This is a genomic window from Flavobacterium sp. ZT3R18, from assembly GCF_007097385.1.
Lineage (GTDB): Bacteria > Bacteroidota > Bacteroidia > Flavobacteriales > Flavobacteriaceae > Flavobacterium.
Window position 1 is genome coordinate 178,065 of the sequence record NZ_VJZS01000003.1, and the last position, 13,937, is coordinate 192,001.

13 protein-coding genes are annotated in these 13,937 nt (G+C 35.0%); 9 read left to right on the forward strand and 4 right to left on the reverse strand.

Annotation, left to right across the window (positions count from 1 at the left end; all coding sequences use genetic code 11):
• Window positions 1-100 precede the first annotated feature (100 nt).
• Window positions 101-925, reverse strand: coding sequence for a KilA-N domain-containing protein (locus FNW52_RS05225; protein WP_143376410.1), 825 nt, complete (start codon window positions 923-925; stop codon window positions 101-103).
• A gap of 253 nt (window positions 926-1,178) precedes the next feature.
• Between FNW52_RS05225 and FNW52_RS05230 the strand changes: the two genes are divergently transcribed.
• Window positions 1,179-1,433 carry a non-canonical purine NTP pyrophosphatase gene (locus FNW52_RS05230; RefSeq protein ID WP_143376411.1) on the forward strand — a complete coding sequence of 85 codons (255 nt, stop codon included), beginning with the start codon at window positions 1,179-1,181 and terminating at the stop codon, window positions 1,431-1,433.
• A 71-nt stretch (window positions 1,434-1,504) separates the two neighbouring features.
• Here FNW52_RS05230 and FNW52_RS05235 read toward each other — a convergent pair whose 3' ends face one another.
• Window positions 1,505-1,936 carry a lipocalin family protein gene (locus tag FNW52_RS05235; RefSeq protein WP_143376412.1) on the reverse strand — a complete coding sequence of 144 codons (432 nt, stop codon included), beginning with the start codon at window positions 1,934-1,936 and terminating at the stop codon, window positions 1,505-1,507.
• Window positions 1,937-2,172: 236 nt separating this feature from the next.
• On the opposite strand from FNW52_RS05235, the gene FNW52_RS05240 reads away from it, so the two are divergent.
• From FNW52_RS05240 to FNW52_RS05250, 3 genes are all read left to right on the forward strand, one after another.
• Window positions 2,173-2,754 carry a non-canonical purine NTP diphosphatase gene (locus FNW52_RS05240; protein WP_143376413.1) on the forward strand — a complete coding sequence of 194 codons (582 nt, stop codon included), beginning with the start codon at window positions 2,173-2,175 and terminating at the stop codon, window positions 2,752-2,754.
• An 833-nt stretch (window positions 2,755-3,587) separates the two neighbouring features.
• Complete coding sequence (locus FNW52_RS05245; RefSeq protein WP_143376414.1) at window positions 3,588-5,525, forward strand: DEAD/DEAH box helicase; 1,938 nt, start codon at window positions 3,588-3,590, stop codon at window positions 5,523-5,525.
• A gap of 377 nt (window positions 5,526-5,902) precedes the next feature.
• Window positions 5,903-6,670, forward strand: a complete 768-nt coding sequence (locus FNW52_RS05250) for a carboxypeptidase-like regulatory domain-containing protein (protein ID WP_143376415.1) — start codon at window positions 5,903-5,905, stop codon at window positions 6,668-6,670.
• 384 nt (window positions 6,671-7,054) lie between these two features.
• Here FNW52_RS05250 and FNW52_RS05255 read toward each other — a convergent pair whose 3' ends face one another.
• Window positions 7,055-7,714 (reverse strand): RNA methyltransferase, encoded by a 660-nt coding sequence (locus FNW52_RS05255; protein ID WP_143376416.1) that lies wholly within the window; start codon window positions 7,712-7,714, stop codon window positions 7,055-7,057.
• Between the two features lie 238 nt (window positions 7,715-7,952).
• On the opposite strand from FNW52_RS05255, the gene FNW52_RS05260 reads away from it, so the two are divergent.
• Entirely contained in the window at window positions 7,953-8,642 is a 690-nt protein-coding gene (locus FNW52_RS05260; protein WP_143376417.1) for an NAD-dependent deacylase, read from the forward strand.
• On the opposite strand, the gene FNW52_RS05265 is transcribed toward FNW52_RS05260, so the two are convergent.
• Window positions 8,634-9,596 (reverse strand): ion channel, encoded by a 963-nt coding sequence (locus FNW52_RS05265; RefSeq protein ID WP_143376418.1) that lies wholly within the window; start codon window positions 9,594-9,596, stop codon window positions 8,634-8,636. The genes FNW52_RS05260 and FNW52_RS05265 overlap by 9 nt on opposite strands.
• A gap of 348 nt (window positions 9,597-9,944) precedes the next feature.
• Between FNW52_RS05265 and FNW52_RS05270 the strand changes: the two genes are divergently transcribed.
• From FNW52_RS05270 to FNW52_RS05285, 4 genes are all read left to right on the forward strand, one after another.
• A complete protein-coding gene (locus FNW52_RS05270) occupies window positions 9,945-10,595 on the forward strand; it encodes a hypothetical protein (protein WP_143376419.1) in 651 nt (216 codons plus the stop codon).
• Window positions 10,596-10,750: 155 nt separating this feature from the next.
• Complete coding sequence (pepT, locus tag FNW52_RS05275; protein ID WP_143376420.1) at window positions 10,751-12,028, forward strand: peptidase T; 1,278 nt, start codon at window positions 10,751-10,753, stop codon at window positions 12,026-12,028.
• A 150-nt stretch (window positions 12,029-12,178) separates the two neighbouring features.
• Window positions 12,179-12,742 carry a YdeI family protein gene (locus tag FNW52_RS05280; RefSeq protein ID WP_143376421.1) on the forward strand — a complete coding sequence of 188 codons (564 nt, stop codon included), beginning with the start codon at window positions 12,179-12,181 and terminating at the stop codon, window positions 12,740-12,742.
• 601 nt (window positions 12,743-13,343) lie between these two features.
• Window positions 13,344-13,907, forward strand: a complete 564-nt coding sequence (locus FNW52_RS05285; RefSeq protein ID WP_143376422.1) for a hypothetical protein — start codon at window positions 13,344-13,346, stop codon at window positions 13,905-13,907.
• Window positions 13,908-13,937 lie beyond the last annotated feature (30 nt).

A 13,937-nucleotide genomic window follows, 5' to 3' on the forward strand; every position in this document is an offset into this window, starting at 1 on the left:
TCTGCGGAAGTCTGCGAGTTCCGCGCGGAAATTTCACGCAGAACTCGCAGACTTCCGCAGAAAAGAATCAGTAACAATCATTTCGATACAAACCCTATTTTTACTTCAAATTCTTAATTTGTTTACTATTGACCAATGCTTTCATTTGAGTAATCGCAATGGCATTGAGTTGCAAAAGTCTTTCTGGTTGCGTTTGACCTTGATGTATAAAAACCGCATTTACGCTTTCTAGATTCGACAAAACCACCAATTGCTCTATCGTAGCGGCATCTCTGATATTTCCTTCGGTGTCTAAATTTTCTGCTCTCCATTGTTTTGCCGTCATACCAAATAAAGCTACATTCAGTAAATCGGCCTCATTAGCGTAAACAAAATTAATTTTACTCTTATCGAGCACTACTGGAATTAGATTGTGTTTTATGGCATCCGTATGAATATGATAATTCACTTTTGCCAAAGTTCTCTGAAAACTCCATTCTAGTTTTAGTCGGTCATTTTCGTCGTCTTTTAAACGTTGGAATTCTACTATTAGATATAATTTAAATTCAGACGAAATCCAAGACGCAAACTCAAAAGCGATATCTTTATGAGCAAAGGTGCCGCCATATCTTCCAGATTTAGAAATGATTCCTACTGCATTTGTTTCTGAAATCCACCGTTGTGGCGAAAGAACAAAGTAGTTACTTCCAGCTTCATTTTTAAACCTCTCGAATTCGAGAGGTTTAAAATCTGGGTTGCATAGTTTTTCCCATAGACCAATAAACTCAATAGTGCTTCGACTGCGCATCCAGTTATTGATAACGGCGAAAGGTTCTGAACTATTCCGAGATTTTGCAATATCCGTTAACGAAATATAATCACTGGTTCCGTTCGATACTAATGTAACACTTGTTCCTTTTACATTTATTATTTTACTTTTTGCCATAGCGTCATTTATTTACAACCATCTCGTTTTATAATGTACGTTTTAAGAGTGTTCTTTTCTTCCAAAAGCATTTAAAATTTGGTTGTCAGGAACCGCTTATTCATTTTTATAGGAATAAAATTTCTTCGTGGCGGTTTCAACTTTAAAACAATAACTTTGCTAAAATAAGAATAAATCAATTCATTGCAATAAGAATTTTCTTCATTTACCACATGCCATTTAAGTCAATTACACTAAAAAAACTGAATCATCCATGAAAATCGTATTCGCCACCAACAACGCCAATAAAATCCTAGAAATACAAAGCATGCTTCCTGAAAGCATTGAAATAATTAGTCTCGAAAGCATTGGTTGTTACGAAGAAATCCCCGAAACGGCTGATACTATTGAAGAAAATGCCATAATGAAAGCCAATTATGAAACCAAAAAATACTGTTATGCTTGTTTTACCGATGATACTAGACTCGAATCTGAAATTGAGAGAAGTGAAATCAAATATAAACAGTAGAAATCATAAATTTTTGCCATAAAAAAAACCAACATTACTGTTGGTTTTTTTATTCGATACAAAATAAACTATTATTTTGTAAAAATGTCATTTACAAGAAAAGACTGTCCAGATAGAGTTAATGTATATCTAAGAGTCAAACCAGAATCTGTTACACTCACTATTTCATAAATATCAGTATCAGTACCTAATTTAATTGTGATTTTATTTCCCTCTTTAGACCATGTCCCAGTTTCTTTTGAAAGAGTACAAGCTGAACCTTCGTAATCACCATAGACAACAACACCTCCAGTTTTAATTTCTAAATAATTTTTAGTACAGCCTACAGTATTTTCAGGGTTGTCCTCCTCTTTAGAAGTTACTCCATTCGCTGTCATACTCATTTTGCTCAAATTCCATTTTCCTTCAATAGAAGCCTCAGCTGTATCATCATCTTTACTACAAGACACAAAAGACATTCCCAAAGCTAAAACAGATACAAATAAAATACTTAATTTTTTCATTATTTTTTAAATTTACAATTATTAAAGTGCAATATTATATATAAAAAACTTAATAAAAAAAATATTTTTCAGATAATTTTACCTACAGACAAGTTTTATTAAATAAAAGCCAACATGAATTATTTACCCAATTTTGATCAATCATTTAAAATCAAATTATTACAAAACAAAAAAATATTGAGAATAAAAAACAAACGCATTTTAAAAACTGTGTAATTTTGTCTCAAAAAAAGAAAATGAAAATTGTATTCGCAACCAACAACGCCAATAAAATCCTAGAAATACAAAGCATGCTTCCTGAAAGCATTGAAATAATTAGTCTCGAAAGCATCGGTTGTCACGAAGAAATTCCCGAAACGGCTGATACTATTGAAGAAAATGCCATAATGAAAGCCAATTATATAACCGAGAAATATGGTTACGATTGTTTTGCAGACGATACAGGGCTAGAAGTGGATGCACTTAATGGTGAACCAGGCGTATTCTCGGCTCGCTATGCGGGAGAACAACGCTCGGCAGAAGACAATATGACGCTGTTACTTTCAAATTTGGAGGACAAAACCAATAGAAAAGCCCAATTTAAAACCGTCATTGCTTTAAACCTTAAAGGAAAACAATATCTTTTTACGGGTATTGCACGAGGCGAAATCACTTTGGAGAGAGCAGGAAATCAAGGTTTTGGTTATGATCCCATCTTTAGACCTGAAAATCACCAAGAAACTTTTGCTCAATTGCCATTGGAAACCAAAAACAAAATCAGCCATAGAGGAAAGGCTACGGTGGAACTTATTGCTTTTTTGACTAATAATCAAATCTAAGAGAAAATGGCACGCAGATTTTGCAGATTTACGCAGATTTTTTTTATTTCATAAGGTCTTCTTTAAACCCAAATTCCACATTAAAAATCATTGGCTTTTTTGATGGTTACAGGTCAAATACAATCTTTTATGTCTTCTGAAAATCCTGAAAGGGTGAAATGATTATAGAATAAGTAATTACAGCGTCCCAAAACCCCGAAGGGGTGATATTTTCGCATCTTAATGTTTTGATTATTAAGATGTGTTTTTTCAATTAAAAAAAATTAAATAATTTCATCCCTTCGGGATTTACTCGCCGATGCCATGCGTTTTCTATAATCATCACACCCCTTTCGGGGTTTATACCAATTGTATTTGTTAATCTAATAATTCCAAAAGTTTCGGGACTGGTAGCGCACTCATTATAATTTGTCTTCGACATGAAGTCTAATGCGGATTCTGGGTTAAAAATATAATTTGTTGCCCCCCCGTAGCTTTTGCAAAGGTCTTATGAAAATAAAAAGTGGTAGAATAGCCCCGACAGAAGGGAAAATCCTTTCTGGTCTCGTCCCGTCTTTTTTGACGGGACGAGACCAGAAAGATTGGAATGATGGCGGGACGGATTTTGTTATGGAAAGAAAAATGTTCTGCTCCTAAAAACCATTATTTTCTGATCAAAATTTCTTCTTTAAAAACCCTTCTTAGACCTCAAAATCCAAAATCAAAATTCTAAATTCTAAAATCTGAAATCTAAAATTCTGATTATCAAATACTAATAAAACATTAAATCTTAAAATAGCATTAGTTTATATGAATTATAAACAGTAATTTTGCACCCTATTTTAAAAATACATATGAATAAATTTGAACAATTAGGATTGAGTGAATCGTTACTGAAGGCGATTTTAGATCTAGGATTTGAGAATCCGACCGAAGTACAGGAGAAAGCGATTCCCCTATTATTGGAAAAAGACACAGATTTAGTTGCGTTGGCTCAGACAGGGACAGGGAAAACGGCAGCTTTTGGTTTTCCAGTTATTCAGAAAATTGATGCCGACAACAGAAATACACAAGCATTGATTTTATCTCCAACACGTGAATTGTGTTTGCAGATTACCAACGAAATTAAAAACTACTCTAAATACGAAAAAGGTATTAATGTGGTAGCAGTTTACGGTGGGGCTAGCATTACAGAACAAGCGAGAGACATTAAGAGAGGCGCACAAATTATTGTGGCGACTCCAGGAAGAATGCAAGATATGATAAACAGAGGATTGGTAAACATTTCTCAAATTAACTATTGTATCCTTGACGAAGCAGACGAAATGTTGAACATGGGTTTCTACGAAGATATCGTAAACATCCTTTCTACTACGCCTGATGAAAAAAGCACATGGTTGTTTTCTGCAACTATGCCTGCTGAAGTAGCACGAATTGGAAAACAATTCATGAAAGATCCAATTGAAATTACAGTTGGAGCTAAAAATTCAGGTTCTGCAACGGTTTCTCACGAATTTTACCTAGTAAATGCACGTGATCGTTACGAAGCTTTGAAACGTTTGGCAGATGCTAACCCTGATATTTTCTCAGTAGTTTTCTGTAGAACAAAACGTGATACACAAGCTGTTGCCGAAAAATTGATCGAAGACGGATACAGCGCTGCTGCTTTGCACGGAGATTTATCTCAAGCGCAACGTGATGGTGTTATGAAATCTTTTAGAGGAAGACAAATCCAAATGCTTGTAGCTACTGACGTTGCTGCGCGTGGAATTGACGTTGATAATATTACTCACGTAGTAAACTACCAACTTCCTGACGAAATCGAAACGTACAACCACCGTTCTGGTCGTACTGGTCGTGCTGGTAAATTAGGAACTTCTATCGTAATTGTTACTAAAAGTGAATTGCGCAAGATTTCTTCTATCGAAAGAATCATCAAACAAAAATTCGAAGAAAAAACGATCCCTTCCGGAATTGAAATCTGCGAAATCCAATTGTTGCACTTAGCCAATAAAATTAAGGATACTGAAGTTGATCACGAAATTGACAACTATCTTCCAGCTATCAACAATGTACTTGAAGGTTTATCGAAAGAAGAATTGATCAAGAAAATGGTATCAGTAGAATTTAACCGTTTTATTGCTTACTACAAAAAGAACAGAGACATTACGAATCAGTCTTCAAATTCTGAAAGACGTGATCGTGATGATAGAGATGGTGCTCCAAGAGAAAACAACAATAGCGGTGCTACAAGATATTTTGTAAACATTGGTTCTAGAGACAATTTCGACTGGATGTCATTAAAAGATTACTTGAAAGAGACATTAGACTTAGGTCGTGATGACGTTTTCAAAGTAGATGTAAAAGAAGGTTTCTCTTTCTTTAACACAGATCCAGAACACACGGATAAAGTTATGGAAGTATTGAACAACGTACAATTAGAAGGACGTCGTATCAATGTTGAAATCTCTAAAAACGACGGTGGTGGAAGAAGAGATCACAACGGAAGAGATTCTAGAGGTGGTGGAAGCGGATTTGGTGGTGGAAGAAGTTCTGCTCCAAGAAGAGAAGGAAGTTTTGCTCCTAGAAGAGAAGGATCTGGCGGATTTGGTGGCGGAAGAAGTTCTGCTCCTAGAGAAGGTGGTTTTGGACCAAGAAGCTCATCAGCTCCAAGAACAGGTGGTTTTTCATCTGACAGAGCACCAAGAGAAGAAGGTTCATCTGATAGAGCTCCAAGACGTTCTGAAAGCTTTGGTGATGCGCCAAGACCTAGAAGACCAAGAAGAGACTAAGGAAAAGTTTGCAGAAAGCAGGTTGCAGGAAGCAGGTTTTAGATTACCATAATAAGAAAAAAATCCCAAACTCGTTTGGGATTTTTTTTTGTTTAATGCCGATTATGTACACAATATACAGTCCAATAACGATTGGACAATTAAAAGTACGACTGGTATAGAATGAGGCTTATTTTATAGTCAACATCATTTTACTACTCTACATTCTGTAACCTGCTTGATGTTTCTGTTTTTCTGTTTTCTGCCCTCTGCAATCTGCCCTCTGCAATCTGCCCTCTGGTTTGCACTTTATATCTACTGTTAATTTTCTTATAATTATACTGGAACTACAAAATATTTAATCCTGTTTTATTACTTTTAAAGTTTTAAATCAGTTTATGAAATATTTTGTAGTTTTTTTATTTTTAATAGCCTCCATAAGTACAGTTGCCCAAACCACTGATACTCCCGTAAAAGTTTCTGGTACCATCATCAGCGACAACACTGGCACCCCGCTAGCCAATGCAAATATCATCAACATCAATCAAGTTACCGGTACTACTACTGATGACAAAGGTAATTTTGAGATTGCAGTTACTCAAAGTGACACCTTGCACATTACCCTTCTTGGTTATCAATCCTTACGAGTTAGAGTAACCAATGACTGGGTGAAAAACAAAAAAACAACCATTCAATTGACCCAAAAAGCAATCGCTTTAGAGGAAGTGGTCATAAGCCCATACTATCTTACCGGTTATCTAGAAATTGACTCCAAATTAATCCCCATAAAAGAAGATTACCGTTATAGTATTTCTGGATTAAATCAAGCTTATGAAGGTGGACAATACGCCCCTGAAGCTTTTGGAAAAGTGCTCGGGTCCATATTCAATCCTGCCGATATGCTCTATAATGTCTTCGGGAAGAAACCCCAACAGCTCAAAAAACTCAAAGAGATGCGAAAAGACGACACCGTGAGAAACCTTCTAGAAACCAAATTTGACAGAGAAACCATTTCATTACTATTAGGTGTTACTAAAGACGAGATTGCCGAAATATTAACCAGATGTAGCTACTCCGAAGCTTTTATCAAAACCGCTAATGACCTTCAAATCATGGACGCTATAAGTGGTTGTTATGAACAGTATAAGGTCTTGAAGAAAAAGTAAAGCTAGTTTGCAGTCTATTCAGTCGCAGTTTTCAGTATAGAACGAGTAAAAAAGTTTTCAGTCGCAGTTTTCAGATTGCAGTATTCAATAACAAGTCTAGTTTTCAAAATCATTTAGGCGTGCCACCATAAAGAGAAGGGGCCAACTCATCGCACTGGTGAGTCGGCCCCTTCTCTTTATGCTGTCGGGCTTCCCGATAATTATCGGGATGGGCTACTTCGGTAGCTTCCGTCTATCCCTCACGTAGCATTTCCGTAATCTAAGAACCTTAGTGTAAAACTAGAAAATAAAGTTTAACTTGAATTCTCCAATCTGAATACTGATGCTAAATTCACCAATCTGGAAACTGTGACTGAATACTGTGACTGATCACTCAAAAACTGATCACTGAACACTACTATAATACCGCTCCTCTATCCTCTTAATATCCTTAATCGACTTCTTAGCCCAATCCAGTCGTTTCTCCAAAATTTCTTCTTCAGACAATTTCCAATTGATATCAGAATTACGCAATCGATTCGTTAGGTTTTGAATAATAATAGCCGCCGAAACCGAGATATTCAAACTTTCCGTAAAACCCACCATCGGAATTTTAAGAAAACCATCGGCTCTCTGAAGAATTTCTTCTGATAATCCGTCTCTTTCGGTGCCAAAAAACAATGCACTTGGTTTCGAGATATCAAAATCCTCCAGCAAACAATCATTCTCATGTGGCGTGGTGGCGATGATTTGATATCCTTTGTCTTTCAGCGTATCAATACAATTGGTAACACTGTCAAAAGTCGAAATATCAACCCATTTTTGAGCACCCATCGCGATTTCTTTGTCGATACTTTTACCATAACGTTCCTCGATTACATTCAGCTCCTGAATTCCAAAAACCTCACAACTGCGCATTACCGCAGAGGCATTATGCATTTGAAAAATATCTTCTACCGCTATCGTAAAATGTTTGGTTCTGGTATTCAAAACTTTCAAAAATTTCTCTTTCCGATTATCGGTTAAAATATTTTCTAGAAAAGTGAGGTAATCTATATCAATCATTGCAATTATTTTTTCGGCAAAAATACTAAAAAAGAGTAGTTTTATAAGCTAGACTAACAATCAAAAGAAATTATCTTTACACAACACACGAGAAAAAAAATTGAACCATATAAGTAATATAAGTCCATTTAAGCTTGACTTATTTGAACTTATATTACTTATATGGTTATTTTTGACAATACTTTATAAATGTATTTAAACGTTCTGAAAAACAGAACCTTTTAAACAAACACAACCAATGAAAAAGAAATTAGTAGTCCTTACCGGAGCAGGAATTAGTGCCGAGAGTGGTATCAAAACCTTCCGTGATAGCGATGGATTATGGGAGGGTCATAACGTGATGGATGTAGCTACTCCCGAAGGCTGGCATAAAAACCCTTCTTTAGTTTTGGATTTTTACAACCAAAGACGCCAACAATTAAAAGACGTACACCCCAACAAAGGACATCAGATTCTTGCCGAACTTGAAAATGATTTTGAAGTTTTCATCATTACCCAAAACGTAGATGATTTACACGAACGCGCAGGAAGCTTGAATGTTACCCACTTGCATGGCGAATTATTAAAAGTGAGAAGCATCAAAGACGAGAACTATATCTTAGACTGGCGACACGACTTGAATTTTGGAGATGTTGACCAACAAGGAAATCAACTTCGCCCCCATATTGTTTGGTTTGGCGAGCAAGTTCCCGCCTTAGACGAAGCAATTGCAATAACAGAACAAGCCGATTATTTTGTGGTAATTGGAACTTCCCTGCAAGTCTATCCAGCTGCGGGTTTAATTGATTTTACCAAAAAGGAAACTCCAATTTATTATATAGATCCCAAACCCATAAAAATTCCAAATCTCAGAAATCCATTGGTCGTAATTCCGAATATTGCTTCCGAAGGAATGCTTATTTTAAAAGAAAAATTAAATCTAATCTAAAATAACTTTATCAAACGAATTCAATTGATCCAAATCCAGAACGGTGCTTTGGTTATTTTTACTTTTGGTATACATCGGTATAAATTTGACTCCATAAACTACTTCTTTAAAAGTATAAGAAGTTCGAGCAGCAACCGTTGTACTAAACATATCGTCAAACGTTTTAATAACCACAATAATTTCGCCCAAAATAGAGTCATAATCAGAAACTCCCAAGTCATATAAAGGACTCTCATTGGTTATGGGATGAACCAAAGTCCAACTCAGCACTAACGAACTTACTCTTTGAAATTCCAAATCCAAAGTAAAAAATTTGTTAGTCATAACACCATTTTCTTCTATTCGCATCCCGAGCGTTACACTAGCTTCGGCATCAATATAGTTGGTGTTTTTGAATGGAGCCAATCGCAACATCAATGCTTTTCCTTCATTATAAGGAGCAATGATAGCATTATGAGAAAATTTCAAAAAAATGGCTGGTTTACTAAATCTTCCAAAAAACAAACCTGTGGCAATAGCAAAACTCAACAATCCAATTAAAGCTTCGGCCGATGATAATGCGCTGGCATAAAAACCGGTTGGACTTATGTGTCCATACCCTACGGTTGTAAAAGTTTGTGCACTAAAAAAATATGCCTGCCCGAATTGTACCCATTCGCTTTCCGTTTTTGCTATTCCGTTGAGATGCTCAATCCCAACACCAAAATAGATCGCCGCAAACAGAAAATTGATTCCAATATAAAACAATAATAAAATAGAAAGGAATTTCCAGGTAGAAAGATTCAACATGGTGTGGTACCAGCTTATTTTATCAAATAAACCAATTCCTTTTTTTACTACATTGGCCGATCCGTCTTTATTGATAAACCGCCCACCATAATTAGAGGCACTGCTACCAAATCCGGTATTAGCGAGTGTTTTTGATTTGGAATTTAATCTATGAAATAATGCCATAATGTGTTGAGTTATTTAAGTGCAAATTAACCAATTTCATTTACATAAATTACTCGCCGAAGATAAAGTACTACATTAAATCAAAAAACAAATTAAGAGACAGCAGTTACAATATAAAATTCAATAGTATCGCATCAAAGCACAAAATAAAATGATTAAAAAAGGAAAATTAAAACCCAGTATGATAATAACACGAATAATCTTGTTCAAAAAATATTTTTATCACTAGTACTACCATGATAGCTAAATATTCAAATATTTTCATCTTTAAAAAGTCAATAAAATAAAAAAAAAGTTATATTTGTTTCGACATAAAACCATCAATACCAATCAAATACCATAAAAATTATGAATTTAAAATTCCTCTCAATCGTTATCTCTCTTTTTTGCATACAATCCATTTCGGCACAAGAATCAAAAAATGAAGCAACTGTTATCGATGTAAAAACTGCTACTACTTCCGAAGAAACTGCAAAAACCGCTGCTACTCCAATTGATTTCAAAAAACAAATGCAAGACCTAAAAGATCAAGAAAAAGCATATCTAGTAAAACTGGAAGCTGATAAAAAAACAGCAAAAGAAGAAGCGATTAATGCTAAAGCAAAAGCCGATGCTGACAAAAAAACAGCCGAAAAAGAGGCCGCTGAAGCAAAAACCGCCGCTGAAAAAACAGCAAAAGAACAAGCCATGGCCGCCAAAACCAAAGCAGAAGCGGATAAAAAAGCAACAGAAGCAGCGGATAAACTCTCTAAAGATAAACTGGCAAACTACGAGAAGGAAGCCAATGCAGCCAAAGAAGCTCAACAAAAAATTGCCAAAGATGTTGAAAAACTTAAAAAAGAAAAAGAGGAAGCGGATCAAAAATTAGCAGAGTCCGCTAAAATAGCCCTACAAAAAAACACTCAACTAGAAGAGAAAATAGCTAAAGCAACTGCAGAAGCAGAGAAAAAAGCAGCAGCAGAAGCTAAAATAGCCGAAGAAAAAGCTGTTAAAAAATAAAAAACAATAAAACCAAGAATTATCCCAACCAATTTAGTTTTCAAAATCCGCTTACAAGCGGATTTTTTTCATTTAGATCTAACCCAGTCAAGAGTAATTATATCCAACAAAATATTTTTTAAAAATGTCTATCTTTACCACCAAAAAAAAATACCATGCAACATATAATTGACCGCTTTATTAGTTACGTTACCATAGACACCGAATCGGACGCAAACTCAACAACAACGCCTAGTACAGCAAAACAATGGGATTTAGCCCATAAACTAGTAGAAGAATTAAAAACTATCGGATTACAAGACGTTACCATCGATGACAAAGCCTACATAATGGCAACACTACCAAGTAATGTAGACCATGAAGTACCTACAATAGGTTTCATTTCTCACTTTGATACCACCCCAGATTTTACTGGTACCAATGTAAAACCACAAATTATTCCTAATTATGACGGTGCAGATATTGTCCTAAATGCAGAACAAAACATCATCTTATCTCCTTCATATTTTAAGGATTTATTACAATACAAAGGACAAACTTTAATCACCACTGACGGAACAACACTGCTGGGTGCCGATGATAAAGCTGGAATTACCGAAATTGTTACCGCAATGGAATTCCTAATCAACAATCCAGAAATCAAACACGGAAAAATTAGAATCGGTTTTACTCCCGATGAAGAAATTGGTCGTGGTGCCCATCATTTTGACGTAGAAAAATTTGCTGCCGATTGGGCTTACACCATGGACGGTAGCCAAGTAGGTGAATTAGAATACGAGAATTTTAATGCGGCTGGAGCCAAAATTACTTTCAAAGGAAAAAGCGTTCATCCAGGTTATGCCAAAGGAAAAATGATTAATTCGATGCTTATTGCCAATGACTTTATCAATGAATTACCAAAGGAAGAAACTCCACAAGACACTAAAGGTTACGAAGGATTTTTCCATGTGCACAATCTATCAGGAAGCATCGAAGAAACGGTTTTAGAATTAATCATTCGCGATCACAACAAGAAAAAGTTTGAGAAACGCAAAGATTTTATTGCTAAAATCGCTAAAAAATTCAACAAGAAATTTGCAAAGAAATTTGGAGAAGATATTGTCATTGCCGAAGTAAAAGACCAGTATTATAATATGAAAGAAAAGGTGGTACCGGTAAAACATATTGTTGATATTGCCGAAAGCGCCATGAGAGAACTCGGAATCAAACCACTTATCAAACCTATTCGTGGAGGAACAGACGGTTGTCAATTATCTTACAAAGGCTTGCCTTGTCCTAATATTTTTGCAGGTGGACATAACTTTCATGGAAAGTATGAATATGTTCCTGTAGAAAGTATGCAAAAAGCAGTGAATGTAATTGTGCGAATTGCCGAATTGACTGCCAAAGGTGACTATCTAAAAGAAGAAGAAAAACCGAAAAGAAGAAGGTAATTCAGGTTACAGTTTTCAGTCGCAGTCGCAGTTTTCAGAGTTGTCCGTAAACAATATAATTCGCTTTCTTAATTTAAATCAACACCCATTTAGGGCTGAAAACAGAGACTAAAATTAGCTGAATAGCAACGTTAAATCTATCCGTAATACATGGACAAAATCAATCAATGGTCTGAGGAATTAGAAACCCTAAAATCAATTATTGCAAAAACAGCATTGGTTGAAACCACCAAATGGGGCGGTTGTGTATATGTACTCGATAACAAAAATGTGATTGGAGTTGCAGGATTCAAAAACTTCTTTACACTTTGGTTTTTCAATGGTGTCTTTTTAAAAGATGAAAAGAAACATTTGGTCAACTCCAATGAGGGAGTTACCAAATCATTGCGACAATGGCGATTTACATCAAAAGAGGAAATCAATGAGACGGAAATTCTAGCCTATATTCAGGAAGCTATCGAAAATGAAAAACAGGGAAAAATAATTAAACCCGAAAAGACAAAAGCGACAATTACAATTCCGAATATTTTCCAAAAAGAATTAAATACTGATACCAAATTGGAAGAAGCATTCCTAAAATTTAGTCCTTACAAACAAAGAGAGTTTTTAGAATATATCGAAACGGCAAAACGAGAAGAAACTAAACTTTCTAGAATTGAAAAGATAAAGCCAATGATTTTAGACAATATTGGTCTGAATGATAAATATAGGTAGTAAATTAAAATTTCAATATGAAAATCCCAAATTCCAATCAATGGAATTTGGGATTTTTTTTATTCAAAAACAAAAAACAATTCGAAAACAACATTAATATTTATTGTAAATCCTCATAAACTTAACATTATAACACGTAAATATTCATTATATTTGTTAATGTAGACCTAACAATTCACTAACTCTGTAAGGCAGAATGTCAAATTTGTTTGAATTCTAAAAATTTCGTTCGTTCTCTTTTTTTGTTTTCTAGGTTGTTATTTAAATTTTTCGCTCATTATTCAACGGATTAAAATCCGTTGCTACAATATGTCCCGTTCCTACGGAACTATCACATTACGTAATAGAGCCGTGAGCTCGGTACATTTTACAAGGCTGGACTTTAGTCCAGTTTACAACGCAAAGCACAAAAATAGAGCCGCAGGCTCGGTGCATTTTGTGTTTTGCTCGTAGGAATACAAGTTTAGCAAACTAAAAAGAGAACGAAGTTTCAAATTTTATATAACCAATAATTGACACTCCATCTGTAAGGTTTACACGAACCCCTTTCCCGTTCTTCAATACCTTCAATGCATTAAACCACATACAAATACATACCATTATGATAGAAAAAAAAGAAGAAAATGCAATCCCAGAAATAGCTGTTAATCCTGAGGCGATACAAAATAAAAAACCTGTTGCAGAAAAATCAACAGTTTCAAAACCAGCTATTACAAAAACAAAAACCAGAGTTGCAAAACCTACAGTCGAAAACACAACCGTTGTAAAACCAGCTACTACAAAAGCAGCATCGAGACCTAGCAGAGCAAAAGTAAGCACTCCAGCAGCAAAAGTTAAAAATAGCGGAGAGGCCAAAGATCAAATTTTCGAAGACGTTAAGACCGAAGAAAAAGTAATAATTTCGGAAGAAAAAAAAGAGAAAAAGAAAAAGAAAAAAAACAAAGTAAAAATGAAAGACAAAGCCAAAGACAAAGAGAAAGAAAAAACAAAAAAAGCAAAAGCAAAGGAAAAAGCAAAGGAAAAAGCAAAAGCGAAAGCCAAAAAAGCTAAGAAAGCCAAAAAAGATAAAGCTAAAAAAGCAAAGGCAAAAGCCAAAGCAAAAGAGAAAAAAGCCAAAGCAAAAGCAAAAAAATCTAAAAAAGGAAAAAAGAATAAAAAGAAATAATTCAATTTTTAGAGTTCAAAAAAAATCCCA

Bases quoted from the DNA above. Each gene is read 5' to 3' on its own strand.
- FNW52_RS05245 (WP_143376414.1), top strand. From the start codon at position 3,588: ATGAATAAATTTGAACAATTAGGATTGAGTGAATCGTTACTGAAGGCG.
- FNW52_RS05225 (WP_143376410.1), bottom strand. From the start codon at position 925: ATGGCAAAAAGTAAAATAATAAATGTAAAAGGAACAAGTGTTACATTA.
- FNW52_RS05255 (WP_143376416.1), bottom strand. From the start codon at position 7,714: ATGATTGATATAGATTACCTCACTTTTCTAGAAAATATTTTAACCGAT.
- FNW52_RS05230 (WP_143376411.1), top strand. From the start codon at position 1,179: ATGAAAATCGTATTCGCCACCAACAACGCCAATAAAATCCTAGAAATA.
- FNW52_RS05265 (WP_143376418.1), bottom strand. From the start codon at position 9,596: ATGGCATTATTTCATAGATTAAATTCCAAATCAAAAACACTCGCTAAT.
- FNW52_RS05260 (WP_143376417.1), top strand. From the start codon at position 7,953: ATGAAAAAGAAATTAGTAGTCCTTACCGGAGCAGGAATTAGTGCCGAG.
- FNW52_RS05280 (WP_143376421.1), top strand. From the start codon at position 12,179: ATGGACAAAATCAATCAATGGTCTGAGGAATTAGAAACCCTAAAATCA.
- FNW52_RS05250 (WP_143376415.1), top strand. From the start codon at position 5,903: ATGAAATATTTTGTAGTTTTTTTATTTTTAATAGCCTCCATAAGTACA.
- FNW52_RS05270 (WP_143376419.1), top strand. From the start codon at position 9,945: ATGAATTTAAAATTCCTCTCAATCGTTATCTCTCTTTTTTGCATACAA.
- pepT (WP_143376420.1), top strand. From the start codon at position 10,751: ATGCAACATATAATTGACCGCTTTATTAGTTACGTTACCATAGACACC.
- FNW52_RS05285 (WP_143376422.1), top strand. From the start codon at position 13,344: ATGATAGAAAAAAAAGAAGAAAATGCAATCCCAGAAATAGCTGTTAAT.
- FNW52_RS05235 (WP_143376412.1), bottom strand. From the start codon at position 1,936: ATGAAAAAATTAAGTATTTTATTTGTATCTGTTTTAGCTTTGGGAATG.
- FNW52_RS05240 (WP_143376413.1), top strand. From the start codon at position 2,173: ATGAAAATTGTATTCGCAACCAACAACGCCAATAAAATCCTAGAAATA.